The 24,835-nt window shown below is 64.9% G+C and carries 23 protein-coding genes; 10 read left to right on the forward strand and 13 right to left on the reverse strand.

The features are described from left to right. Nucleotide 1 precedes the first annotated feature (1 nt). The gene (locus NTD82_RS26515; RefSeq protein ID WP_095157827.1) at nucleotides 2-769 is read right to left on the reverse strand and encodes a CHAD domain-containing protein; all 768 of its coding nucleotides are present in this window, start codon (nucleotides 767-769) and stop codon (nucleotides 2-4) included. Between the two features lie 14 nt (nucleotides 770-783). After that, on the reverse strand, nucleotides 784-1,062 hold the full coding sequence (locus tag NTD82_RS26520) for a hypothetical protein (RefSeq protein ID WP_110972070.1): 279 nt from the start codon (nucleotides 1,060-1,062) through the stop codon (nucleotides 784-786). Nucleotides 1,063-1,227: 165 nt separating this feature from the next. Here NTD82_RS26520 and NTD82_RS26525 point away from each other — a divergent pair, with 165 nt between their 5' ends. Continuing rightward, the gene (locus NTD82_RS26525; protein ID WP_262130878.1) at nucleotides 1,228-2,292 is read left to right on the forward strand and encodes a patatin-like phospholipase family protein; all 1,065 of its coding nucleotides are present in this window, start codon (nucleotides 1,228-1,230) and stop codon (nucleotides 2,290-2,292) included. A 12-nt stretch (nucleotides 2,293-2,304) separates the two neighbouring features. Here NTD82_RS26525 and NTD82_RS26530 read toward each other — a convergent pair whose 3' ends face one another. Genes NTD82_RS26530 through kdpF form a run of 6 tightly spaced genes read right to left on the reverse strand, consistent with a single transcriptional unit; the run spans nucleotide 2,305 to nucleotide 10,108 of the window. Beyond that, nucleotides 2,305-3,003, reverse strand: coding sequence for a response regulator (locus tag NTD82_RS26530; protein WP_095157832.1), 699 nt, complete (start codon nucleotides 3,001-3,003; stop codon nucleotides 2,305-2,307). Then, on the reverse strand, nucleotides 3,000-5,663 hold the full coding sequence (locus NTD82_RS26535; RefSeq protein WP_262130879.1) for a sensor histidine kinase: 2,664 nt from the start codon (nucleotides 5,661-5,663) through the stop codon (nucleotides 3,000-3,002). The genes NTD82_RS26530 and NTD82_RS26535 overlap by 4 nt, the downstream gene beginning before the upstream one ends. Before the next feature lie 9 nt (nucleotides 5,664-5,672). After that, nucleotides 5,673-6,233 (reverse strand): potassium-transporting ATPase subunit KdpC, encoded by a 561-nt coding sequence (gene kdpC, locus NTD82_RS26540; RefSeq protein WP_262130880.1) that lies wholly within the window; start codon nucleotides 6,231-6,233, stop codon nucleotides 5,673-5,675. A gap of 15 nt (nucleotides 6,234-6,248) precedes the next feature. Next, nucleotides 6,249-8,303, reverse strand: coding sequence for a potassium-transporting ATPase subunit KdpB (kdpB, locus tag NTD82_RS26545; RefSeq protein ID WP_262130881.1), 2,055 nt, complete (start codon nucleotides 8,301-8,303; stop codon nucleotides 6,249-6,251). Beyond that, a complete protein-coding gene (kdpA, locus tag NTD82_RS26550) occupies nucleotides 8,300-10,009 on the reverse strand; it encodes a potassium-transporting ATPase subunit KdpA (protein WP_262130882.1) in 1,710 nt (569 codons plus the stop codon). The genes kdpB and kdpA overlap by 4 nt, the downstream gene beginning before the upstream one ends. A gap of 9 nt (nucleotides 10,010-10,018) precedes the next feature. Then, nucleotides 10,019-10,108: a K(+)-transporting ATPase subunit F gene (kdpF, locus tag NTD82_RS26555; protein ID WP_043863107.1), complete on the reverse strand. Its 90-nt coding sequence runs from the start codon at nucleotides 10,106-10,108 to the stop codon at nucleotides 10,019-10,021. Nucleotides 10,109-10,382: 274 nt separating this feature from the next. Between kdpF and NTD82_RS26560 the strand changes: the two genes are divergently transcribed. After that, the gene (locus tag NTD82_RS26560) at nucleotides 10,383-11,168 is read left to right on the forward strand and encodes a sulfite exporter TauE/SafE family protein (RefSeq protein WP_262130883.1); all 786 of its coding nucleotides are present in this window, start codon (nucleotides 10,383-10,385) and stop codon (nucleotides 11,166-11,168) included. A gap of 198 nt (nucleotides 11,169-11,366) precedes the next feature. On the opposite strand, the gene NTD82_RS26565 is transcribed toward NTD82_RS26560, so the two are convergent. The 3 genes from NTD82_RS26565 to NTD82_RS26575 form a co-directional block, all read right to left on the reverse strand. Further along, nucleotides 11,367-11,981, reverse strand: a complete 615-nt coding sequence (locus NTD82_RS26565; protein WP_262130884.1) for a hypothetical protein — start codon at nucleotides 11,979-11,981, stop codon at nucleotides 11,367-11,369. Further along, complete coding sequence (locus tag NTD82_RS26570; protein ID WP_262130885.1) at nucleotides 11,978-13,450, reverse strand: PAAR domain-containing protein; 1,473 nt, start codon at nucleotides 13,448-13,450, stop codon at nucleotides 11,978-11,980. Before NTD82_RS26570 ends, NTD82_RS26565 begins: the two co-directional genes overlap by 4 nt. A gap of 178 nt (nucleotides 13,451-13,628) precedes the next feature. After that, nucleotides 13,629-14,777: a DUF1624 domain-containing protein gene (locus NTD82_RS26575; RefSeq protein ID WP_262130886.1), complete on the reverse strand. Its 1,149-nt coding sequence runs from the start codon at nucleotides 14,775-14,777 to the stop codon at nucleotides 13,629-13,631. A 142-nt stretch (nucleotides 14,778-14,919) separates the two neighbouring features. Between NTD82_RS26575 and NTD82_RS26580 the strand changes: the two genes are divergently transcribed. Next, nucleotides 14,920-16,206: an arsenic transporter gene (locus NTD82_RS26580; protein WP_262130887.1), complete on the forward strand. Its 1,287-nt coding sequence runs from the start codon at nucleotides 14,920-14,922 to the stop codon at nucleotides 16,204-16,206. Here the strand turns inward: NTD82_RS26580 and NTD82_RS26585 are convergent. Beyond that, on the reverse strand, nucleotides 16,163-16,819 hold the full coding sequence (locus NTD82_RS26585) for a DUF998 domain-containing protein (RefSeq protein WP_262130888.1): 657 nt from the start codon (nucleotides 16,817-16,819) through the stop codon (nucleotides 16,163-16,165). The genes NTD82_RS26580 and NTD82_RS26585 overlap by 44 nt on opposite strands. 130 nt (nucleotides 16,820-16,949) lie before the next feature. On the opposite strand from NTD82_RS26585, the gene NTD82_RS26590 reads away from it, so the two are divergent. The 6 genes from NTD82_RS26590 (at nucleotide 16,950) to NTD82_RS26615 (ending at nucleotide 22,172) form a co-directional block, all read left to right on the forward strand. Continuing rightward, nucleotides 16,950-17,837 carry a LysR substrate-binding domain-containing protein gene (locus tag NTD82_RS26590; RefSeq protein ID WP_262130889.1) on the forward strand — a complete coding sequence of 296 codons (888 nt, stop codon included), beginning with the start codon at nucleotides 16,950-16,952 and terminating at the stop codon, nucleotides 17,835-17,837. 2 nt (nucleotides 17,838-17,839) lie between these two features. Further along, a complete protein-coding gene (locus tag NTD82_RS26595; protein ID WP_262130890.1) occupies nucleotides 17,840-18,277 on the forward strand; it encodes an MAPEG family protein in 438 nt (145 codons plus the stop codon). A 148-nt stretch (nucleotides 18,278-18,425) separates the two neighbouring features. Continuing rightward, entirely contained in the window at nucleotides 18,426-19,547 is a 1,122-nt protein-coding gene (locus NTD82_RS26600) for a PDZ domain-containing protein (protein ID WP_262130891.1), read from the forward strand. Then, nucleotides 19,540-20,979 (forward strand): S1C family serine protease, encoded by a 1,440-nt coding sequence (locus tag NTD82_RS26605; RefSeq protein ID WP_262130892.1) that lies wholly within the window; start codon nucleotides 19,540-19,542, stop codon nucleotides 20,977-20,979. Before NTD82_RS26600 ends, NTD82_RS26605 begins: the two co-directional genes overlap by 8 nt. A gap of 10 nt (nucleotides 20,980-20,989) precedes the next feature. After that, nucleotides 20,990-21,439, forward strand: coding sequence for a GNAT family N-acetyltransferase (locus NTD82_RS26610; protein WP_262130893.1), 450 nt, complete (start codon nucleotides 20,990-20,992; stop codon nucleotides 21,437-21,439). A gap of 214 nt (nucleotides 21,440-21,653) precedes the next feature. Beyond that, nucleotides 21,654-22,172, forward strand: a complete 519-nt coding sequence (locus tag NTD82_RS26615) for a cysteine hydrolase family protein (RefSeq protein WP_095157861.1) — start codon at nucleotides 21,654-21,656, stop codon at nucleotides 22,170-22,172. Between the two features lie 53 nt (nucleotides 22,173-22,225). Here the strand turns inward: NTD82_RS26615 and lysA are convergent, their stop codons facing one another. Continuing rightward, complete coding sequence (lysA, locus tag NTD82_RS26620) at nucleotides 22,226-23,464, reverse strand: diaminopimelate decarboxylase (protein ID WP_262130894.1); 1,239 nt, start codon at nucleotides 23,462-23,464, stop codon at nucleotides 22,226-22,228. A 128-nt stretch (nucleotides 23,465-23,592) separates the two neighbouring features. On the opposite strand from lysA, the gene NTD82_RS26625 reads away from it, so the two are divergent. After that, a complete protein-coding gene (locus NTD82_RS26625) occupies nucleotides 23,593-24,507 on the forward strand; it encodes a LysR family transcriptional regulator (RefSeq protein ID WP_095158031.1) in 915 nt (304 codons plus the stop codon). Nucleotides 24,508-24,835: the final 328 nt, after the last annotated feature.

Here is a 24,835-nt window from a genome sequence, read left to right on the forward strand (position 1 = left end):
ATTATCGTTCGTCGATATGCTTCAGCAGGGCGTTCAGGGTCTTGTCCGCGCGCTGTTCGGCTTCGACAAGCTGCGCCTGCCACTGCGGCACGAGGGCGGCCAGGTCAGGCTGCTTTTCGGCCTGGGTCAGCCATTGCAGCAGGTCGTGCCAGTGGCCGAGGTCGTCCTGGGCGCGCTTGAGCGAGGCGCGCATCGAACGCTTCAGCCGTCCCAGTTGCGGGTAGGCTTCGGCGCCGTAACGCGAGCGCTTGATCAGCAGGCGCAGGCGATGGCGGTCATGGGCCGGGTCGTGCATGGCTTTGACGATGTTCTTCCATTGCTTGTCCAGGCGCTTCTCGATGCGCTTGCGCAGGTCCGGCACCAGCTTCTGATGTTCGATGGCGCGGAGGAAAGCCGGGAAGGCATCAATGATCGCCAGCAGTTTGTGCAACTGGGTGCTGGCCGCCACGGCGGCGAAGGTCGCGCCCTCGCCCGCCAGCCGCCGCTGCGCCGCATCCGGCTGCTGGCGTTCGAACAGTTGCTCGGCGAGCACTTCGCGGTCGCGCAGCGGCGTGGTCATGTCGCCCACCGCCTTGGCCGCGCTCTCCAGTTGATCGACCCCGGGCAAGCCGCGCAGCGGTCGCAGCAGGCTGCGCAGGCGCCGCACGTTGGTGCGTAGGTCGTGCAACGCTTCGCTGTCAGTGTTTTCCGCGAGGCGTGCCTGACAGGCCAGCAGACGAACGTGCAAGCCAAGCACCTGGGCAACGACATGATCGAACATCTGCGACATGGGGCCTTACCTCATCAACGTCCGGCGCGGGACTCACGGATATAGAAACGGGCTTTCTCGGCTTTCTTGGTGCACCCTTCGAAGGCTTCGAACTGCTGTTGGGTCTTGGCGCCGGTCAGCAGCGACAGGGCCTTGGAATAACTGACCGTTCCGGCGAAGCCCTCGGCCTTGGCCAGGTCGAGCTCCTTCCAGGCGGCGTCGAGCTGGCTGCCGCAACTGTCGCGATAGGCCGTCTTGCCCGCGCAACCCGCCAGGGCCACAACAATCAGGGACAGGGTGATCAGGGCTTTCATCGGTGTTACCTCGAAGATGGGAAAAGTCGTGTCGGCATGTTCGACGGCGGGCGTACGCAAAAGTGCCCTGTTCAGCGTAGCCCAGCGCAGACGACGATTGAAGCGCAACCCGAAACAGGCGCATTCTCGGGTCATCAAAGCGGCGATCGACCTAGGGGCGCAATCATGAAAAAGCGCGTAGCGCTGGTGTTGGGCTCGGGCGGGGCCCGGGGGTATGCGCATATCGGCGTGATCGAGGAAATCGAACGGCGCGGTTACGAGATTTCCTGTATCGCCGGCTGCTCCATGGGCGCGGTGGTTGGCGGGATCTACGCTGCCGGCAAGCTGGACGAATACCGCAACTGGATCGAGAGCCTGGACTACCTCGACGTGCTGCGCCTGGTGGACGTGAGTTTCCGCCTGGGCGCGATCCGTGGCGACAAGGTTTTCGGACAGATCCGCAAGATCGTCGGCGAAATCAATATCGAGCAGTTGCGCATTCCCTACACGGCGGTGGCCACGGACCTGACCAACCAGCAGGAAATCTGGTTTCAGGAGGGCTGCCTGCATCAGGCGATGCGGGCCTCGGCGGCGATTCCCAGCCTGTTCACCCCGGTGGTCCAGGGCAACCGCACGCTGGTCGATGGCGGCATTCTCAATCCGTTGCCGATCATCCCGGTAGTGTCCAGCCACAGTGACCTGATCATCGCGGTCAACCTCAACTCCACCAACCAGAAGCAGTACCAGTTGCCGGTGATCGAGCGGCCGCCGGCGTTCAAGCTGCGCTTCGACAACCTGATCAGTTCGCTGGGCTCGCGCCTGCCGTTCCGGCGCAAACAGGCCGAGGTCTTGCTCGGGCTGGAAAAGGAGCTGGCGCAAGAGATGGAACAAGACCTGGCGATCGAGGCGACGCAGGTGCCCAATCCCTGGCTGGCAGACGCCGCCAGCCCCAAGGCCCAGCAGCCCTCGGCGGCGCCGGAAAGCGACGGCGCGCCGAAGTCGGCGACCGGGTCGTTCATTGTCGATAACGTCGGGCCGGCGTCGTTGCTGGATCTGATCAACCAGAGTTTCGAAGTGATGCAGACCTCGCTGGCACAGTACAAGATCGCCGGCTATCCGCCGGATGTGCTGATCAACGTGCCGAAGCGGGTGTGCCGGTTTTTCGAGTTCTACAAAGCGCCGGAGCTGATCGCACTGGGGCGGGAAATTGCGCGGGATACGCTGGATAACTATGAGGCGGAGCGGCGGTGAGGCCACCAAGCCTCAGACCGGCTCCTGCCCAACCAACCGATACCCCACCCCCGGCTCGGTCACGATAAACCGCGGCGCGGTCGGGTCATCCCCGAGTTTCTGCCGCACATGGGCCACGACGATGCGCAGGTAATGCGTGTCGTCGACATGGGTCGGTCCCCAGATGTCCTTGAGCAACTGCTGCTGGGTGATGACCCGCCCGGGATGCCGTGCCAGTTGCGCCAGCAAGGCGTATTCCTTGCGGGTCAGCGCCACTTCTTCGCCGTCGAGGGTCACGCGCCGGTACGCCAGGTCCACGGTCAACGCGCCGAAACTGCACGCCGCCTGCGGCGCAGCCGCCTGGGGCACCTGGCGCAGCAGCGCGCGGACCCTGGCAAGAAACTCCTGGATGCCGAACGGCTTGGTCACGTAGTCATTGGCGCCGCTGTCCAGCGCCCGGACTTTCTCGCCCTCGCTGGCCCGCACCGACAACACCAGCACCGGCACCGCGCTCCATTCGCGCAGTTCGCGCAATACGTCCTGGCCGTCCATGTCCGGCAAGCCGAGGTCGAGCACCACCAGGTCCGGGCGGGACAACGCCGCCTGGCTCAGGCCCTCGGCGCCGGTCCCCGCTTCGAGCACTTTGTAGCCCTGGGAGCTGAGGCTGATACGAAGGAATTTGCGGATCTGCGGTTCATCGTCGATGACCAGCAGGGTCGCGGTCTGGCTCATGGGGTCTCGCTGTCCAGTTCGGGTTGGGCCGGAAGCGGCAAGCATAGTGTGATGCAGGTGCCGTGACCATCGAGGCCGTCATCGACGCGGATATGCCCGCCATGGGCGCCGATCATGCCCTGGCAGATCGCGAGCCCGAGCCCGGTGCCCTGCCCGCCGCGATCACCGCGGGCGGCGGTGTAGAACATGTCGAAGATACGTTCACGGTCCTGCGGGGCGATGCCCGGGCCTTCGTCGGCGACGGCCAGGCACAGGTGCTCGTCCTCGACACTCACGCGCATCTCCAGCCGGCCATTGAGCGGAGAAAACCGCGCGGCGTTTTCCAGCACGTTGACCAGCGCCTGCTCGATCAACGCCGCATGCACATAGAGCAGCGGCAAGTGCGCCGGCACCTCGGTGTGCAGTTGCAGTGGCGCCAGCACTACGCGCAAGCGGTTCAACGCGCTGCCGACGATATCCGCCGGGGCGACCCAGTCCCGCGCCAGCTTGAGGCCGCCGTGGCCGAGGCGGGTCATGTCCAGCAGGTTCTGGATGTAGCGGTCCAGCCGTTCGGCTTCGTCGCGGGTGCCTTCCAGCAGTTCGCGACGGTCCGCCGCGGGAATCGCATCACCCAGCGCCAGCAGGCTGTCGATGCTGCCGCGCATCGCGGTCAGCGGCGTGCGTAGGTCGTGAGACACCGAGGCGAGCAAGGCGCTGCGCAACTGCTCCGTTTCGCCGTGCAGGCGCGCGGCTTCCAGTTGATCCGCCAGCCGCGCCCGGGCCAGCGCCTGGGCCAGCGGCTGGCTCAGCGCCTTGAGCAGCCGCCGACGTTGCGGCGCCAGCGCCTCGTCGCCCGCACGGGCGCGCACGCCGAGCAGGGCCAACGGGCCTTCGTCCACCGACAGCGGCCACCACCACCAGCGGCCGTTGGGCAGCGTGTCACTGCCCTGCCCCGCCGCCTGGTCGTGTTGCCATGCCCACTCGGCGGCAGCGCGCTCGTTGTCGCTGAATTGCAGCATGCCGCCACTGGCTACCTGCAAACGGCCTTCGGCGTCGCGCTCCAGCAGGCACGCCTGCAAGTCCGACCAGCCTTCCAGGTGTTGCCCGGCGGCGCTGAACACCGCCTGGCGGTCGGTGGCCGCGGTGAGTTTGCGCGACAGGTCGAGCAGTTGCCCGGTCTGCTCCTGAGTCTCGCGCAGCGCTTTGAGTTGCCGACGCTGCCGCGCGGCGAGGTTGCCGGTGAGCACCGCCATCAACAGGAAGAACAGCGAGGTAAGCACGTCTTCTTCGCGCTGGATGGCGAAGGAGAAATTCGGCGGGATAAACAGGAAGTCATACGCCAGGAACGACATCGCCGCACAGGCCAGCGCCGGACCGATGCTGCTGCGCACCGCCACCAGCAGGACCGCAGCGAGGAACACCAGCGAGATGTTCGGCAGGTCCATGACCCGCGCCACCGCCGAAGCCAGCCCGGTAGCGAGCAAGGTCGCCAGCAGCGCCAGGGCGTAGTGACGCCAGACCCAGACGCGAGGCGCGACCGTCCGCGTCGGTTCCGGCTGGGCATCGCGGTCAAGGACGTTGATTTCCAGACCGTGGGCCTCGCGCAGCAAGCGGGTCGCCACGCCCGCGCCGAACAGGCGGCGGCGCAGGCGATCCCGCGACTGCCCCACCAGCACCAGGCTGGCGCGGCGCTCGATGGCATGCTGGATCAGCGTGCGCGCCACTTCCCCGGCGCGCAGCACCACCACTTCGCCGCCCAGGCGCTCTGCCAGTTGCTGCGCCGCTTGCAGGCGCTGGCGAGCGGTTTCGTCGCGCAGGCGGCCATTGTCGACATGCACCAGGCTCCACGGCAGATGACGGCGCTGGGCGACCCGGCTGGCATGGCGCACCAGACGCTCGGCCTGGGCGTCGCCATCCACCCCCACCAGCAAGCGCCCGCGCAGCGCCGGGGCGTCCTGGCCCAGGCGGCGATAACCATGGGCCAGGTCGGCATCGACCTGGGCCGCGGCGGTCTGCATCGCCAACTCGCGCAAGGCGGTGAGGTTGGTCTGGGTGAAGAAGGCATCGATCGCCGCCCTCGCCTGTTCCGGCACGTAGACCTTGCCGTCGCGCAGGCGCTCCAGCAGTTCTCGCGGTGGCAGGTCGATCAGCACCAGTTCGAAGGCTTCCTGCAGCACCCAGTCCGGCAGCGTTTCGCGCACCTGCACGCCGGTGATGCCGCGCACATGGTCGTTGAGACTTTCCAGGTGCTGGACGTTGACCGTGGTGTAAACGTCGATGCCCGCCGCCAGCAGTTCCTGCACATCCTGCCAGCGCTTGGTGTGGCGGCTGCCGGGGGCGTTGCTGTGGGCCAGTTCGTCCACCAGCACCAGCTCCGGCGCGGCCTTGAGCAGGCCGTCGAGGTCCATTTCCTCAAGGGTCACGCCGCGGTATTCCGAGCGCACCAGCGGCTGCTGCGGAATACCGCCGAGCAGCGCCTCCGTCTCGCTGCGCCCGTGGGTTTCCACCACCCCGGCGAGCACGCGCACGTTATGCCGCAGGCGCGCATGGGCGGCCTGCAGCATGGCGTAGGTCTTGCCCACCCCCGGGGCGGCGCCGAGAAACACCTTGAGCCGGCCGCGGCCTTCGCGCGGCAGTTCGGCAAGCAGCGCGTCGGCGCGCTGCGAATCACTGTGGGTCACGCTGTGTCCTTATTTCGAAAGCGGGGCGAGCCGGTCGAGGGCCGCGTTCAGCGCCAGCACGCTGACCACCGGCGGACCGATCAAGGGTTGCAGGGTGGCCTGCTCCACCAGCGCTTGCAACGTCTGTTGCGAGATCTGCCGCGCCGCCGCCACCCGCGGCAGTTGATAAGCCACCGCCGCCGGCGGCAGGTGCGGATCGAGGCCGCTGCCGGAGGTGGTCAGCAAGGCCAGCGGCACCGGCCCCTGGGCCTCGCGGTAAAGACCGCTGGCCGCCTCGTCGATCCGCGTGGCCAGGGCCGGGTTGCTCGGCGCGAGGTTGCTCGCGCCGCTGGCCACCGTAGCGTAGTCGGCGGCGGACGGCCGCGACTGGAACCACGCGTCGCCGCTGAACGGCTGGGCGATCAGCCAGGAGCCACGGACCTGGCCCTGTTCGTCGCGCATCAGGCTGCCATTGGCCTGCTCGGGAAAGGCCACCTGGGCGATGCCGGTGACCAGCAGTGGATAACCGACCCCGGTCAGCAGGGTCATCAGCAACAACAGGCTCAGGGCCGGACGAAGATGAGTCGTCATGGGTAATTCCTCGGTTCAGACCAGGTGCAGGGCGTTGAGCAGCAAATCGATCAGCTTGATGCCGGCGAACGGCACCAGCAGACCGCCCAGGCCATAGATCAGCAGGTTGCGCCGCAGCAGGTGAGCGGCGCTCGCGGCCTTGACCCGCACCCCGCGCAGGGCCAGCGGAATCAGCACGACGATAATCAGCGCGTTGAACACGATGGCCGAGACGATCGCGCTCTGCGGGCTCGCCAGGTGCATCAGGTTGAGCACGCCCAGTTGCGGGTAGATCGCGGCGAACAGCGCCGGCAGGATGGCGAAGTATTTGGCGACGTCGTTGGCGATGGAAAAGGTGGTCAGCGCGCCACGGGTGACCAGCAGTTCCTTGCCGACCTGAACCACATCCAGCAGCTTGGTCGGGTCGCTGTCGAGGTCGACCATGTTGGCCGCCTCGCGGGCCGCCTGGGTGCCGTCGTTCATCGCCATGCCGACATCGGCCTGGGCCAGCGCCGGGGCATCGTTGGCGCCGTCGCCGCACATTGCGACCAGGCGGCCGTCGTCCTGCTCCTGGCGAATGCGCGCCAGTTTCTTCTCCGGCGTGGCTTCGGCCAGCACGTCATCGACCCCGGCCTCGGCGGCGATGGCCGCGGCGGTCAGCGGGTTGTCGCCGGTGACCATGACGGTGCGGATGCCCAGCTTGCGCAGTTCGGCGAAACGTTCGCGGATGCCCGGCTTGACCACGTCCTTGAGGTGAATGACCCCGAGCAGGCGCTTGTCCACGCAGACCAGCAACGGCGTGCCGCCGCTCTGGGCGATCTTGTCCACTTCGCGGGCCAGCGGTGCCGGCATTTCCAGGCGTTGCAGGCCGACGAACGCGAGCAGCGAATCCACTGCGCCCTTGCGGTAGCGGCGCGGACCGAAATCGACGCCGGACAGCCGCGTCTCGGCGCTGAAGGGCACCGGCACCAGCTCCGCCATCGACGGCTCGGCGAAGTCATGCAACTGGCGCAGGTACTCGACGATGGACTTGCCTTCGGCGGTGTCGTCGGCCAGCGAGGCGAGCAAGGCGCCCTCGGCCAGCTCCCGCGCGGTGACGCCCGGCGCGGCGAACACGGCGCTGCAACGGCGGTTGCCGAAAGTGATGGTGCCGGTCTTGTCGAGCATCAGCACATGTACGTCGCCCGCCGCCTCCACCGCGCGGCCGGAGCGGGCGATGACGTTCAGGCGCACCAGGCGGTCCATGCCGGCGATGCCGATGGCCGAGAGCAGGCCGCCGATGGTGGTGGGGATCAGCGTCACCAGCAGCGCCACGAGGAACACCATGGGAATGCTGCCGCCGGCGAAATGGGCGAACGGCTGCAGGGTGACCACCACCACGAGGAAGATCAGGGTCAGGCCGATCAGCAGGATGTCCAGGGCGATTTCATTGGGCGTCTTCTGCCGCTTGGCGCCTTCGACCAGGGCGATCATGCGGTCGAGGGTCGATTCGCCGGGGTTGCTGGTGATCCGCACCAACAGCCAGTCGGACACCAGCCGGGTGCTGCCGGTGACCGCCGAACGATCGCCGCCGGACTCGCGGATCACCGGCGCGGATTCACCGGTAATCGCCGCTTCGTTGACGGCGGCGATGCCTTCGATCACCTCGCCGTCGCCGGGGATCATCTCGCCGGCTTCGACCCGCACCACGTCACCTTTGCGCAGGGCCGTGGCGGCCACCACTTCGTAGCCGCCGGCGCCGGTCCGGCGCCGGGCGCTGAGGCCCTCGTTGCCGGCCTTGAGGCTGTCGGCGCGGGCCTTGCCACGGCCCTCGGCGAGGGCTTCGGCGAAGTTGGCGAACAGCACGGTGAACCACAGCCACACCGCGATCTGCAGCGACACGCCAGTGGGCACGCCGCTGTCGGGCAACAGGCACAGCACCGTGGTGAAAATCGCGGTCAGCTCCACCACCAGCATCACCGGAGCACGCTTGAGCTGACGCGGATCCAGCTTGACGAAGGCCTGCAACAGCGCCGGGCGCCACAAGGCGGCGAACGAGGTCCGCGGGCTGCTGTTGGCTGCCGTGTTCACTTCGGGAATCGGCATGTTCATGGATTCACTCCTTGCAAGCCCAGGCTCAGGAATTCAGCGACCGGACCCAGGGCCAGGGCCGGCAGGAACGTCAGGCCACCGACCAACAGGATGGTGACCACCAGCAGGGTGACAAACAGCGGGCCGTGGGTCGGGAAGCTGTTCAGGCCCACCGGCGCGGTCTTCTTCAGCGCCAGGCTGCCGGCCAGGGCAAGCACCGGGAGGATGTAGCCGAAGCGCCCGATCAACATGCCCAGGCCGATCATCAGGTTGTGGAAGGTGGTGTTGGCGCCCAGCCCGGCGAAGGCCGAACCGTTGTTGGCGCTGGCCGAGGTGTAGGCGTAGAGCAACTGGCTGAAACCGTGAGGTCCGGGGTTGCTGACGCTCGCCGCCGGGCCGGGCAACGCCGTGGCGAGGGCGCCGAGGACCAGCACGCCGACCGGCATCACCAGCAAGGTCGCGACCAACAGTTGCACCTCGCGGGCCTGGAGTTTCTTGCCGAGGTATTCCGGGGTGCGGCCGATCATCAGGCCGGCGAGGAACACCGCGATCAGCACGTTCAGCAACATGCCGTAGAGCCCGGCGCCGACGCCGCCGAAGATCACTTCGCCGACCATCATGTTGACCAGCGCGACCATCCCGGTCAGCGGGTTGAGGCTGTCGTGCATGGCGTTGACCGAGCCGTTGGAGGCGGCGGTGGTGGTTACGGTCCAGAGCACGCTGCCGGTGGTGCCGAAGCGGCTTTCCTTGCCTTCGAGCGGCGCGCTTTGCTCGACCTGCGGGTTGCTCAGGGTCGGGTTGGCCTGGTACTCCGACCACAGCGCCGTGGCGCCGCCGATCAGGAACAGCGCGAGCATGCCGGCGATGATCGCGCGGCTCTGGCGCAGGTCCTTGACGTAATGGCCGAAGGTGAACACCAGGGCCACCGGAATAAGGATGATCGACGCGACTTCGAACAGGTTGCTCCAGGCCGTGGGGTTCTCGAACGGGTGCGCCGAGTTGACGCCGAAGAAGCCGCCACCGTTGGTGCCCAGTTGCTTGATCGCGATCTGGCTGGCGGCCGGGCCGAGCGGAATGAGCTGATCGGCGCCTTGCAGGGTGACCGCGTGAACGTAGTCACTGAAGGTCTGCGGCACGCCCTGCCAGACCAGCAGCAACGCCAGCACCAGGCACAGCGGCAACAGGCCGTAGAGGGTGGCGCGGGTCATGTCGACCCAGAAATTGCCGAGGGTGCCGACAGAGCGGCGGGCGATGCCGCGGCACAGGGCGACCAGCACGGCCAGGCCGGTGGCGGCACTGACGAAGTTCTGCACGGTCAGGCCGATCATCTGGCTCAGGTAGCTGACCGAGGCTTCGCCGCTATAGGACTGCCAGTTGGTGTTGGTCATGAAACTGACCGCAGTGTTGAACGCCAGCGACCATTCCTGGCCCGGCAGGTGCTGCGGGTTCAGCGGCAGGAACGCCTGCAGGCGCAGCACCGTGAACAACAGCAGGAAGCCGGCAAGGTTGAACGCCAGCAGCGCCAGGGCGTACTGCTTCCAGTTCTGCTCCTGTTCGGCCTTGACCCCGGCGATACGGTAGCAACCGCGCTCGACCGGTCCCAGCACGGGCGTCATCCAGGTGCGCTGGCCTTCCATCACCTTGTAATAGAAGCGCCCGAGCCAGGGTGCCGGCAACAGCACCAGGGCGAAGAACGCCAGCAGCAATGCGTAATCGTAACTGTGCATGGCCGCTCCCTAGCCGCGATCGGCGCGCAGCAACGCGGCCATCAGGTACACAAACAACGCCACTGCCAGCAGCAGTGACACCCCGTCCAGAATGCTCATGAGAAATCTCCGTCCAACGGCACCTGCCGCGTAGGGAAATTCTCTGGTCGAGGGGAGTAAAGGGACGAGACCGAGGATGCGTGTTGCGCATAAAGAAAGCGTAAAACCAGCGCCCACCGGCGATTTTGATGCGCTCGGCACAATCAGACCTGCACACATATGCATAGAGTGAATCGATATCGGTTATAAGCTAATTCGATATGAATATATTTGGGTATAAAAAAAGTGGTTATGCTGCGCGCGCCCTTCGATTCAAGAGCGTGTCAGGTAACGTATGGATGTCGGTTCTTTTGGCTTCACCATTGCTGGTCTGGTAGTCGGTTTCATTGTCGGTATGACCGGTGTCGGCGGCGGCTCGCTGATGACCCCGATCCTGCTCTGGTTCGGCATCAACCCGGCCACCGCGGTCGGCACCGACCTGCTCTACGCGGCCATCACCAAGGCCAGCGGCGTCTGGGTCCACAGCAAACAGAAAAACATCGACTGGGCGATCACCGGTTGGCTGGCCCTCGGCAGCGTGCCGGCGGCGGCGGCGACCTTGTGGTTCCTCAGCACCCTGCACACCGACACTGCGGCGCTGAACGCCATCATCAAGCAGGGCCTGGCGGTGGTGCTGATCCTCACGGCGCTGGCGATCCTGTTCAAATCCCGTCTTCAAGCCTTTGCCAGCAAACATGCCGGTGACCGTTACCACCTGAGCGGGCGCAGCCTGAATGTGCTGACCGTGATCACAGGCGTGGTCCTCGGCGTGATGGTCTCGCTGACCTCCATCGGTGCCGGCGCGCTGGGCACCGTGGCGTTGTTCCTGCTTTACCCGTACCTGGTGACCCGCCGCCTGGTCGGCACCGAAATCGCCCACGCCGTGCCGCTGACCCTGGTCGCCGGCCTGGGCCATGCCAGCATGGGCAACATGGACTGGTCGCTGCTGGGTTACCTGTTGCTGGGCTCGTTGCCGGGGATCTACATCGGCAGCCACCTGACCGGGCGGATCTCGGACAACGTGCTGCGCCCTTGCCTGGCGATGATGCTGTTGTTGATCGGGTACAAGCTGGCGTTTTGAGATGCCGGAGAGGTGAATGAAAGAGGGCCGCTATTGCGGCCCTTTTGCATTTTTGGGGTTTGGATGCAGGTGGGGGGAGCTGGCTTGGCAGTTCCAAGCCGGTGTTGTCGGATGACAACAGGAGGGGCTTTACTGCGAAGTAGGACAGCTCTTCACGGCTGCCTCGAATGCCGTTTTGAACTCGGAAACGATACCGGCTTATGGATATCCCCATGGGGTGGCCAGTTGTAGCGTGATGAGGTAACGCTCCTCTGTTGGGCGACTATCATCTCTGAAGCGTCCAACTACCAGCATCACTTCATATTTGTTACTCGCTCGCCAGTAAGCACTACCGCCTCGGTTGACGTCTCGCAATCGGGCACGCCACTCAGGCGTGTCGGCGAACGGAGGGTCTTTTTCTGTCCCGATGGAAATCCAACCAGCCTTGCGCCATTGCGCCTGCAAATCCAGCACGACCCTTAGGGTGTCGTCGAGCACTAGCGGCTCAATTTGAGGGGACATGCGGATGCCGTCGACCAGCTCATCAGTGAAACCTATCGTGAAGAAGCGGGCCAGAGGGGTTACAAATCCATATTGAGGGTCTATGAGTCGCAGTCGGGCATCAGTCTTTGGCACCATGAACCAGTGATGCCCAGGAATGGCGGGGTCGATCGCTGCGCTGGAGCGCTGACGCATGTCTTCCCAAGGTTCGCCAGGCGTCAATGCGATTTCGGGTTCATCTGCAAAAAGACGCACGCCCCCAAAGACCAGAAGTGCGGCAACGAATAGACCAAGCCCGCCACGTTGCCAACCTATCGGCCCGAGCCGGTTCATCGGACACCCAGGCCTTTGGCGATATCGTCAATGGCCTGTTCGATTCGATGCCGCTCAGTGCTGTGCAACAATCCTTCAAACTCCGCAGCTGCTTTAAGCACGAAAGTCATGCGTTGGTTGATATCGGCTAGGTTAGCGATGGGGTTGTTGCTGAACTCAATGGTGCGGCCATCGTTGAGGGAGCGGCATTGGCTTGCGAGCGTCAACTCAATCGCTTGAGCTACGCCGGACGGTATGCCCGTGACGTAGGAAAGATGGTTGCCTCGTAACAGGCTTACCAGTTTGGGGTCGGTATACATCGTGGGCTGAAGGATATTTCGTTGCTCATGGTCAGCTAGATACTCAACGCTTTTAGCGATATTGCCAGCATCAATAGCTTCGAAGGCTTGCAGGATTTCCCTATAGTCAGTACCGAACCTTAATTTATCTTGCTCGATGGGCCATAGCACTGGAGATTGGGCATTTCCATAAATATTCTTGCGCAAGCGTAAGCACGTTTTAAGCGACTGAAATCCCTTATCTTTATAAAACGCATGCAACGGAAACACATCCAAAAACAGCGTTGTATTACCCATCGCCATCATTTCGTACACATGCTGATAAAGCTGTTGCACGCTGGACAACGGCTCACCTTCACTCCGTATATCAACGCTTGGCACCGGATTATTACGGTTAGCCTTTTCATACTCCTTTTGTCTTTTCTCGTACTCCAGAAACTTGGCCCGTCTTTCGCGTTCTTCGGTGCTGAACAGTCCCCACACACCTGCTCTGGCACTTGTCCTCAAATGCTCCGCAGCCTCATATTCCGCCTGAATTTTCTCGATGGATTCAGATGCATGCAACAAGCCGCAGCCCACTTGTTTGGATGCAAACGCGGCGAGGCCAGCCCATTGAAAACGGTGATCGGATTGCCATAGCTGGGCGTAGGCAGCGTTGATCATCTGGTTACGCACCTTGGGATCGGCTATCAACTTTCCGCTAGGTGCAATGAAGTCTTCGGCTTGTTTCTGGTAAAAACGCCAGTTTTTCTCGCAGGCGGACTCGATTGTTTCCGTGAGCCCGGAGGAGGCGATAGGGGCCGAGGCGAAGTTTTGGTGGATAGAGAAGGATTGTTGCCCCCAGGCTGGATTGGCCGGGCTGCTTGAAGCCGTGGTCGAGGGCTGATTGTGCCTCGGCGCCATGACGCTGTTGGTGGACTCGTAAGAGAAGCCGAAGTCCGAGGGAATCAACCCGGCGTAACAGGGACAGCCACTGAAGCTGTCCAGGCTTCCAGCGACCAGTACGCCTTCGTTGATAAATGACGGAACGCCGCCCTGGATCTGATAGGTCTTCCCGGTCACGCCGCACGTCACCGAGTCACCCTGGCGGGCCGAAGGCAAGCCCTCGATGATGAATTCGCTGTCGCCGGTTAGAACCTGACCGCCACAGGTGGTCTTGTCGCCAATGCGAATGAGGTGGCCCAGCACCATGAATCTGCGTCCTTGTAGGTTCGCTCAAGAGCTCCCGGGAAAGGGTTCACCGGGCAAAGGGCAGATACTTGCTGGGCGGAGGCTGGCAGTCAGCAGGGCGATTCTTAGTGATATGTAGGATGTTTCTGAGGCAGCAATCGCTGACGGCCCTGGACCCATGGACCGTCAGTGATCTCGCTTATAAATACTTCAACCAGGCAATATCCCGCCGCCGTGCCTTCAACCGCGCAAACCAGCGCACCGGCCAATACAGCGCCAACGCCAGCAGCGCCGCCGCGATCCACACTGCCAGCACCGAATCAAAGCCGAAATACTGCCCATGATTGGTACCCCAGATCGCCACGCTGGCGAGGTACAGCAGCTTCAACACATACAAGTGCAGCAAGTAGAAGAACATCGGCGCCGCGCCGAACACCGCCAGCCAGCGCACCGCGCGTCCGTCGTTGCGGCGTTCGAACAGCACCAGCAACAGCAGGCCGATCCCCAGCGTCAGGGCGAGGAACAACAACGACGGCGGGTATTTGGTGATGTTGAAGAAGCTCATCAGCGTCTGCACCGCCGTGTCGCCGCTGAACCAGGGCTTTTCGCCATAGCCGTTGAGCAAGCGCAACACCAGGAACAGGCCCAAGGCCCCGATGGCAGTCCCCAGCAATAGCTGACGACGCTGCCCCGCCTCAGTGCCCCGCGCAAACCACGGGCCGATGGCATAGCCCAACGAGATCACGCCAATCCACGGCAACAGCGGATATGACGTGCGCAACCGCAGGCCCTCGGACACCTCGATCCAGCCACGGTCATGCAGCACCGCCCACGGCACATGGGCCCAGTGCCCGACCGCGAAATGCAGTCCGTCGAGCAGGTTGTGCCCGGCCACCAGCAACACGCCAAGGGCGATCAGCACACCGCGCGGCAGCCACAGCAACGCGCTCAGTGCCAGCATGCTCAGGCCGATGGCCCAGATGACCTGCAGGTAGACCACGCTCGGCGGCAACTGGAAGGTCCAAGCGAAGTTGACCAGGGTGAATTCCAGCACCACCAGAAACAACCCGCGCTTGAACAGGAAGGCCGAGACGGCGGCCTTGCCCTGGTATTTCTCGCCATAGAGAAACGCCGACAAGCCGGTCAGCAGGATGAACACCGGCGCGCACAGGTGCGCCAGGGTGCGGCTGAGGAACAAGGCCGGGTCGATCTGGGTCACATCCATCGGGTCGGCGACCTGCAGGTGCAGGTAGAAGGTTTCCCGGACGTGGTCCAGCAACATGAAGAGGATCACCAGCCCGCGCAGGGCATCGATCGAATGGAGACGCGTTGAAGGTAGGGGGGACATGCGACAGGATTTCTCATTAATGCAATGTAATAGTATTACACATGATGGCACGTAGCCGCGCACCCTGTCACTTTGCCGATTGGCCGATCCCCGCTACATTGGCCGGCCTTGCGCCCACCACCCAACCCGCCGAGCCCACGCCATGCTGATCGCCGTCTCGATTTTCGTCCTCACCCTGGTGCTGGTGATCTGGCAACCGCGGGGCTTGAGCATCGGCTGGAGCGCCAGCGGTGGCGCGGTCCTGGCACTGCTCGCCGGGGTCGTGCATCCGGGCGATATCCCGGCGGTCTGGGCCATCGTCTGGAACGCTACCGCGACCTTTATCGCGCTGATCATCATCAGTCTGCTGCTGGATGAAGCCGGCTTCTTCGAATGGGCCGCACTGCACATGGCGCGCTGGAGCAAGGGCCGCGGCGCACGCCTGTTCACCCTGATGGTGCTGCTCGGCGCGGCGGTGTCGGCGCTGTTCGCCAATGACGGCGCGGCGCTGATCCTTACCCCGATCGTGGTGGCGATGCTCCAGGCCCTGCGCTTTTCGCCGGCGGCGACCCTGGCCTTCGTCATGGCCGCAGGTTTTATCGCCGACACCGCGAGCCTGCCGCTGGTGGTGTCGAACCTGGTGAATATCGTCTCGGCGGACTTCTTCGGCATCGGCTTCGGCGAATACGCGTCAGTGATGTGGCCGGTGAACCTGGCGAGCATCGCCGCCACCCTGGGCATGCTCTGGTGGTTCTTCCGCAAGGACATCCCGCGCCAGTTCGAGCCGACCCTGAAAGCCCCGCGCGACGCCATCCGCGACGTGCACACCTTCTACGCCGGCTGGGGGGTGCTGGTATTCCTGCTGCTGGCGCTGTTTGCCCTGGAGCCACTGGGAATTCCGGTCAGCCTGGTGTCGGGCGTGTGCGCGCTGGCCCTGCTGCTGGTGGCCGGGCGCGGCAAGGTGATTTCCACGCGCAAGGTCATGCGTCACGCGCCCTGGCATATCGTGGTGTTCTCGCTGGGGATGTACCTGGTGGTCTACGGCCTGCGCAACGCCGGGCTGACCGAGCACATCAGCGGCCTGCTCGACCTGCTCGCCAGCCACGGCCTGTGGGCCGCGACTCTCGGCACCGGACTGCTCGCGGCGCTGTTGTCGTCGGTGATGAACAACCTGCCCAGCATGCTGGTCGGCGCCCTGTCGATCCACGGCGCCGAGGCCAGCGGGGTGATCCGCGAGGCGATGATCTACGCCAACGTGATCGGCTGCGACCTCGGCCCGAAGATCACCCCGATCGGCAGCCTCGCCACCCTGCTCTGGCTGCATGTGCTGGCGCGACGGGATATCCGCATCACCTGGGGTTACTACTTCAAGGTCGGCAGCCTGCTGACCGTTCCGGTGTTGCTGGTCACGCTGGCCGCGCTGGCGCTGCGCCTGAGCGTGCCGGGTTGAGAGAAAGACTCAACCAGGCCAGCACCGCCAGCCACACCACCGCCGTGCCGTAGTTGAGCCGCTGGTACAAGCCGAAACCGTGACCGCTCTCCAGCGCCTGGCCCATCAGGCCGACAGTGATCAGCGCCAGCGCCGTGCACAGCGCCGAAAATCCTGAGAACACAGGCGAACCCAACAGGCGCTTGCCGAGAAAGATCCACAGCGCAGCGGCCAGCGTCAGCGACAGGAACATCACCAGCCCGGACAGGTTATGCACCTGCTGCGAGAACGACGGCTGCGCCGGGGCGCACCCTTGGTCGCAGGCAAACAGCCCGGCACCGATGCTGCCCAGGCCATGAACCAGCACCAGCACCGCACTGACCCGCGCCAGCCGCGAGCCGGCGAAGCGCCGCCACAGCCCAAGCGCCACCGCCACGAACAGCACGCCCAGCGGAAAATTGTTCACCCAGGCGGAAAAGCCGTGGGTCGCCGCGCCCTGCTCGCCGAGACGGCTCATGGCGAAGTCCGCATGGCTGTAGCCGGGATACTGGCTGGCAGTCAGCAGCACGCCGAACAACAGCCAGACGGGAATCAGCACGCCTGCCCGGAGCAATAGACGGTCGGTGGTGGTCATGTCCTGCGATCTCCCTTGTTATCAGGCCTCGCATGCTAGGGACCGGGGCAAGCAAGTGTTACCGAATTTTTTGCAAGGCAGCTTGCCCTTGGGTCATCCTGTCGCCCCGATGCGCCAAGGATGGATATTCGTGACCCGCCGCCTGCCCAGCACCACCGCCCTGCTCGCCCTCGAAGCCGCCGCCCGGCACCAGAGCTTCGCCCGCGCCGCGCAGGAGCTGTCCGTGACCGAAGGCGCCATCAGCCGGCAGATTGCCAAGCTGGAAAGCCAGTTGAACGTCCGCCTGTTCCTGCGCATCGGCAACCGCGTCGAGCTGTCCGAACCCGGCGCCCGCTATGCCGCCGACATGCGCGAAGCCCTCGACCTGATCGAACGCAAGACCCGCCAACTGCTCACCAGCGCCCGCAGCGACGCGACCCTGGAAATCGGCGTGATTCCCACGCTCGCCAGCCGCTGGCTGATTCCACGGATGGCGCGTTTCCAGCAGCGCCACCCGCATATCCAGGTCAACCTGCGCGAGCGCACCGAGCCGTTCGCCTTTACCGACAGCGCGCTGCATGCGGCGATCAACTTCGAGCACCCGGCCTGGGCGGCGATGCAGGTGCAACCACTGTTCGAAGAACCGCTGCTCGCGGTCTGCCACCCCGACCTCGCCGCGCGCCCACCCGCCGAGCAGCCGCTGCTGCACAAGCATGACCACGGCAACCTCTGGAACGAATACGCCCGGCACGCCGGCATCGACCTGCCCGATGCTGGCAGCGGCCCGCGTTTCGACCGGTTTTCCTTACTGATCGACGCTGCCAAGGCCGGCATCGGCATGGCCCTGGTGCCGCGCTTTTACGTCGAAGACGAATTGCAACAGGGGCGCCTGCACGCGCCCTGGCCGGAGGTTTCGGCGCTGACCGAGCGCTATGTGCTGGTCACCCGCCCCGGCGACCAACCGCCCGCGCTGGAACTGTTCAAACACTGGCTGCTGGAAGAAAGCAGCAGCCAGGCCCGATGTGTCTCAAAGGAGTGAAGATGAACCTTGCCCTGTCGGTTTACGCCCTGTGTGTCGTGGTCCTGTTCCTGAAAATGCTCGGTATCTCTTGCTACCAAGGCTTTCACCGCATCAGCCGGTTGACCTTCGCCAATCCCGAGGACGCCCGCTTCGTGGGGCGTGCCGCCAGCCCGCAGGAGTTGCCCGAGGTCATCCGGGCGACGAAAGCCTGGGGCAACGACCTGGAAAACATCCCGCTGTTCTTCGTCCTCGGCGGCTTGTGCGTAGTACTCAAGACCAGCGTCAGCGCCAGCATCCTGTTGTTCTGCGTGTTTACCGTGGCACGGGTGGCGCACACCCTGGCCTATCTGAACCAGTGGCAGCCGTGGCGGACGATATTCTTCGCGGTGGCCCTGGTTTGTCTGCTGGGCATGGCCGGGATGATCGTGGCCAGTGCCAGCGGTGCGCTGCTGGACTGACCGACAGCCCTGAAAGCCCCGCCACACCGGCCCTTCCCGCTGATCACCTTCCTTGGTGCTATCCCCTTCCGGTGATGTACAAAATCAAGGCAAATCGCCATGATGCCGCATCAGTAAAAAAGCACCCGCAGGTGCGCTGGAGGATTCGATGGTCAGGGACCCCGCAAGGTCAGCTCTTTATCTGGCGTTTGCTCTTTCCCTGACGGGAATCAGCGGCTGTGCCTCGGACGGTGGCGCGGGTGAGTTGGCCGGCATGGCGCTGCTGCTCGCGCCGATGGGCGGCGACGCTAGCAGCCTGATGACCGCCGCCGCCGTGGTCGGCGGGGCCTCCATCCTGGCAGCGTCGGGCGACGATGGCACCACGCCCGCCACCGCCGCGGCGCCAGCCCAGGCCTACAAGCCCGACCTGCAGAAGCTGGTGGACCGCGAATCCCCCGAACGCTACCGCTCGCGTAGCTGCGAATACATCGAAATGTCGCTCCAGGAAGCCTCGGCGTACCTCGCCGCCACTCAGGAGCCGGTGCTGGTCAAGGCCGGCGAAGCGCGCAAGGCGGCGGCGAGCCAGGTCTGGTACGAAAAGGGCTGCACCCAGGCCAACCTGCCGCGCGGGCTGCTCGGCATGAAAGTGGAAGCCGTCGATCCAGTGAGTGCCGCGCGCAGTTCGGCGCCCACCGTCGGCGTTCTGGTCGACGCGGTGGAACCCGGCTCCGGCGCGGCCCGGGCGGGCATGCTGAAGGGCGACATCATCGTCGCCGTAAATGATCAGCCGGTAGCCGACTTCGCCGAGTTCCGGGTCATCGGCGCCAAGGCGCCACTGGGCTCGACGCTGAACGTCAAATACTGGCGCGCCTACACATTCCATACCTCACCGGTTCAGGTCTCCACCACCGGCACCGCGCCACCGCCATTGCCGCTGGCGGCACGCACCGCCACCACGGCGACCGCCGTCGCCGGCACCAGCACCGGCAGTGCCAGCCCCGCCTCGTTGCAAGGCATGAGCCTGGGCGCGGTGACGCCGTCCTACGCCAAGGCGGTCGGCCTGACCACGGCGCATGGCGCCTGGGTCACCGACACGGTCAAGGGCGGTGCCGCCGACAAGGCGGGGATCAAGCCGCTGGACGTGATCGTCGAAGTGGGCGGCCAGGAAGTCGCGTCGGCCCAGGATGTCGCGGAGATCTCCTCGCGCATGCGGGTCGGCTACAAGACCACGGTCAGTGTCTGGCGCGACCAGAGCAAACGCGACGTGCAAATGGTGCTGCGCAATGAGTAAGCACGCCCTGATGACCCTGCGTTTCACCGCACTGGCGACGCTCTGCGCCGCCACCGCCGGTTGTTTCCATGTCGCCAGCGCGGTGATGACACCGCTGATGGAAGCCTCGCTCACGCCGGAAGGCGTCGGCATCAGCACCTCCACCTGGCGCGGCCGCAGTTGCAGCGACCTGGACGGCAACCGCGCCAGCATGGTCGAGTTGCAACAGCGCTACGCCGCCGCCGGTGACTCGACCACCGCCAAGACCACGGGCTGGCAGGTCAATGCGATCGACCAGGTGCGCAGCGAACAGGGCTGTCTCGGCGGCACGCCCAGCGTGGCGAGCACGGGACAGGTCACCGCCTATGGCTACTGCTTCGCCAGCACCGATAAGGCTAACTACCTGACGCCGTCATTCACCTACCAGGATTTCTATGCCGATGGCGGCGCGGCGGAAACCGCGGCCTTCAACGCCATGCTCCGGGCGAACTACGGCATGACCCAGGACTGGGGCGGCTGCCTGATGGAAGACAGCCCGGCCAAGGTCGCCGCTGCAATCGAGAAAAAAGCCAGCCTCACCACGATGATCGTTGACTGGGAAACCGTGCGGCTGTCCTGGATCCCGCCGGTCATCCAGAAGGCCCCAAAAGCCGCGGCCACTGCAGCGGCGGCGCCCTCCTCCACGACAAGCACAACCGCGAGCACCGCCAGCGCCGAGGTCCAGGCGCTGGGACTGAACCTGGAAAGCCCGAGCGCGGAACTGATCGGCGCCCTGGGCCTGAAAAGCAGCGCCGGCGCCTGGGTGGTCAGCGTCACGCCGGGCAGCCCCGCGGCCAAGGCCGGGCTCAAGCCGATGGACGTGATCCTTGACGTGTCCGGCCAGGAAGTACGCGGCCCGGGCGATGTCCAGGCCATCGCCAGCCGCCTGCGCGGCGGCTATCGCGCACCGCTGGGGATCTGGCGCAACCGCGCCGCGCAGAACCTCAGCCTTGAAATCCCGGCCAGCCTGGCGTCCTCGACAACGGCAGTCGCAGCCCAGGCGCCAACGCTACAGGCCGCCGCGACGCCCGTGGTCGCCGCCCCGCCGCCACCGCCGCAAAGCAACACCTTCTGCCACGCCTATCTCTACGTGGTGAAAAAGCCGGGCGGCGTGCAATCGGAGATTTTCCAGAGCGCGAGCCCGGAGCTGACCGGCGCGGGGATGATCCCCACGCTGTCGGCCTTCGTGAGCAAAGTCCGCCAGTTGTACCCGAACGACTGGCGCCCCTTCACCTTCGCCGACACCCAGTGCAGCCCCACCGGCTATTGCTACGGCAGCGGCGAGAACCCGTTGTTCGGCGGCCGGCAAATGGCCGGGCAGTTCTGCTTCGCCACCCGCGAGGAAGCGCAGAAGCACTATGACGAATTCAACTCGGTGAAACCGGTGTATGAAACGGTGCAGTTGAAGCCGTAGAGGGCCAGGAATGGGTGAGCAGGTCAGAACCGCGCGACCGGACGACGCCGAGGCCATCAGCCAGGTCATTCTGTCCGCGCTGCGTGAAAGCAATGCACGGGATTATCCGCCGGCGGTCATCGAACAGGTCGCGGCCAACTTCAGCCCGCGCGCCGTCGCGGTATTGCTGGAGCAGCGCACGGTGCTGGTCGCGGAGCTTGGCGGGCAGGTAGTCGCCACCGCCAGCCTCGATGGCGAGGTGGTGCGTAGCGTATTTGTCGCCCCGACGCATCAGGGCCGGGGCGTCGGCCAACAGTTGATGGCCGCCATCGAAACCCTCGCCAGGTCGCGGGGTGTCGCGTTGCTGAGCGTGCCGTCGTCGGTCACTGCCGAGCCCTTCTACGCCCGCCTCGGTTTCACCGCAGTCCGCGAGGTGCTCCACGACGAGGAACGCACCATCGTCATGCAGCGGGTGCTGTAGGAAAAATCCGCTTGCCAGGCAGGCGAACACACCGTTACTGTCCTTGCCCATGAACCTTTTCCGCAGCACCTCGACCACCCTGACCACTACCGCCACCGGCGGGCCGTGCGGGTGTTCGTGAGCGTCTGATGCCACACCCGAAAGGCCCCGCCAGCGATGGACGGGGCCTTTTTCGTTGTCCCGTGTCGCTGGCTCATCACAAGGAGCGACACCCATGCATGCACTCTTGATTCTCGATCTGCAGGTCGGCCTGTTCCACGGCCCGGAGCAGCCATGGCGCGGCGACGCGCTGCTGGCCGCAGTGAACAGCCTGCTGGCCAAGGCCCACGCCGCCGGTGCGCCGATCTTCCTCGCCCGCCATGTCGGCCCGCCCGGCTCGCCGCTGGCGCCGGACAGCGCGCTGACCCAACTGATTCCGGAACTGGACCTGAACGGCAGCGAGACGGTATTCGAGAAACAGCGCCCCAGTGCCTTTGCCGGCACCGGGTTGCTGGAGAAACTCAAGGACGCCGGCGCCAGCGGGCTGGTGATCGCCGGGATGAAGACTCAGTACTGCGTCGACAGCAGTTGCCGCGTGGCGCGGGATCTGGGGTTCGACGCGGTACTGATCGAGGACGGCCACACCTGCTCCGACACGCCGCAACTGAGCGCGGAGGCGATCGTTGCTCATCACAACGCGACGCTGGCGGGGCCGTTCTGTCGCGTGGTGAAGGCGGCTGACTGGCAGTTTTGAGGAAGGAGCAACTCGCACTTCGCGAGCAAGCTCGCTCCTACAAGGGCCTCGGGTTAGAGACTCTGTTCCAGCGCCAGCAGATCCGACAGCGGCTGGGCCCGGCGAATCAGCCGCGCCTCGCCGTTGTCCAGCAGCACTTCGGCCAGCAGTGGCCGGCTGTTGTAGTTGGACGACATCGACGCGCCATAGGCGCCGGTGTCGTGCATCACCAGCAGATCGCCCACCTGGGGTTGCGGCAACAGACGCGGGACCAGGCCCTGATCGTCCTGGGTGAAGACGTCGCCGGACTCGCACAGCGGACCGCCCACCACGCATTCCACCAACGGCCGCTCGACCGCCTGGCCCTGGGCATCCAGCACGCTCATGTGGTGATAGGCGCCGTACATGGCCGGGCGCATCAGGTCGTTGAAGCCGGCGTCCACCAGCACGAACTGGCGGCTGCCCGCGCGTTTTACCGCCCGCACCTCGGTCACCAGACGGCCCGATTCGGCAACGAGGAAACGCCCCGGCTCGATTTCCATGCGCACCGGATGCGCGAGGAAGGCTTCGATTTCTTCCTTGGCTTTCTGCCAGGTGCTGGCATAACGCTCGACATCCACCGCCACATCGCCTTCGCGGTACGGCGTGGACAGGCCACCGCCAATCGAGAACGCCTCGATATCGTGGTCCAGGGCCTTGATGACCTCGACCATCGCCCCGCCGACCTGGGCCAGGTGGCCGTAATCGACGCCCGAACCGATGTGCATGTGCAGGCCCACCAGGTGCAGGCCCTTGGCACGGATCACCGCGAGTGCGTCGCCGATTTCGTCGTGCCAAATGCCGTGCTTGCTGTTCTCGCCGCCGGTGTTGGTCTTGCGGCTGTGGCCGTAACCGAAGCCGGGGTTGATGCGCAGCCAGACGCGGTGGCCCGGCGACTGCTCGCCCAGTTGACGCAGCATGTCGATGGAGCCGCAGTTGACTTCAACCTTGAGCTCCACCACCCGGCGCAGGGTCGGTTTGTCCAGCAGGTCACAGGTCAGGACCACCCCGGCCGGATCGCCCTCCGGGCTGTAGCCCGCCAGCAGCGCCCGCTCCAGTTCACCAACGGACACCGCGTCGACGCGCACGCCGTGCTCGCGCATCAGCCGCAGGATGTGCAGGTTGGAGCTGGCTTTCTGGGCGAAACGGACCACGTCGAAGCAGCGCAGTTGCTCGATGCGGTCACGGATGATGGCGGCGTCATAGGTCCAGAACGGCGTGGGGAACTGCTGCGCGGCGGCAACCAGGGTCTGCTGGGCGAAAGGAAGGGTCATGACGCGGGAATCCTGCGGGCGATGAGAATGACGCCATCATGCCCAACGCCTTCCATTCAGAAAAATATCTATTCTTTGTCAGTCGATTCAGTTTTGATATGACCACTTTTCCAGAGCAGGCCATCGCCGTGAGCATCTCCGTCCGCCACATCGAAGTGTTCCGCGCCATCATGCTGGCCGGCAGCGTCACCGGCGCGGCGCGCTTGCTGTTCACCTCGCAGCCGACTTTGAGCCGGGAACTGGCGCGCCTGGAAAGCCTCAGCGGATTGAAGCTGTTCGACCGCCAGGGCGGTCGCCTGTTGCCGACGGCACAGGCGTTGATGCTGCTGGAGGAAGTCGAGCGCTCCTACGTCGGGCTGGAGCGGATCAACAGCCTGGCGCAGTCGATCCGCCGCTTCGAGCACGGCCAGTTGCACCTGACCTGCCTGCCGCTGTTCTCGCAGACCCTGCTGCCGCGGGTGTGCAAACAGTTCCAGCGCCAGCAGTCGGGCATCAGCCTGTGCATCAGCGCCCAGGAATCACCGCTGCTGGACGAATCCCTCAGCGCCCAGCGCCATGACCTCGGCCTGACCGAGGGCGAGCAGGTGCCGCGCGGCACCCGCGGCGAGTCGCTGTTCAGCGCCGACATGCTCTGCGTGCTGCCCGACGGCCATCCGCTGGCGGCGCGGGAGCAACTGGCGATGAGCGATTTTCACGGGGTCGATTTCATCAACCTCGCCGGGCGCGACATCTACCGCCAGCGCCTCGACGAGCACTTTCGCACTGCCGTGGTGGAGCGCCATACGGTGATCGAAACCACCAACGCCGCATCGGTCTGCGCCATGGTCCGCGAGGGCCTTGGCGTGGCGATCATCAACCCGCTGAGCGCCTTGCAGGAAGCTGGCCGGGGCCTGGCGGTGCGACGCCTGACAGTGTCGATCCCTTACCGGGTGATGCTGATCCGCCCGGAATTCCGACCGTCATCGGTGTTCGTCGAAGCCTTTTGCCAAGCCCTGCACAACGAGGCGGCGAGCCTGATGGAGCGTCTGGCGCGGCTCGACTGACTGCACGAGGCGCTCCGACTAGCGACTAATCCATTCAGCTACACCCGATCAGCCTCGAATCAGCCTTAAAACCATGAACACGTATAGTACAAATACCATATAAAACAGGTAACACTTCCATATCTGCACCGGAATGATATATAAAGCCCCCGGAGCCATCTGCGCCGCTTCCCGTCGACACGGAAACGGCAAACATAAAGAGCTAACAATCAGCCACCGGGTGCCACACATGTCGAAACTTGCCCAGGGCCTCGCCCCTGCCGCCCTCAGTACGTCCGCGCGACCGTCCGTTATTCGCGACCGCCGTCACCTCTCACACCGAACACCC

Origin of the sequence: Pseudomonas sp. 5P_5.1_Bac1 (assembly GCF_025466015.1) — a bacterium.
Lineage (GTDB): Bacteria > Pseudomonadota > Gammaproteobacteria > Pseudomonadales > Pseudomonadaceae > Aquipseudomonas.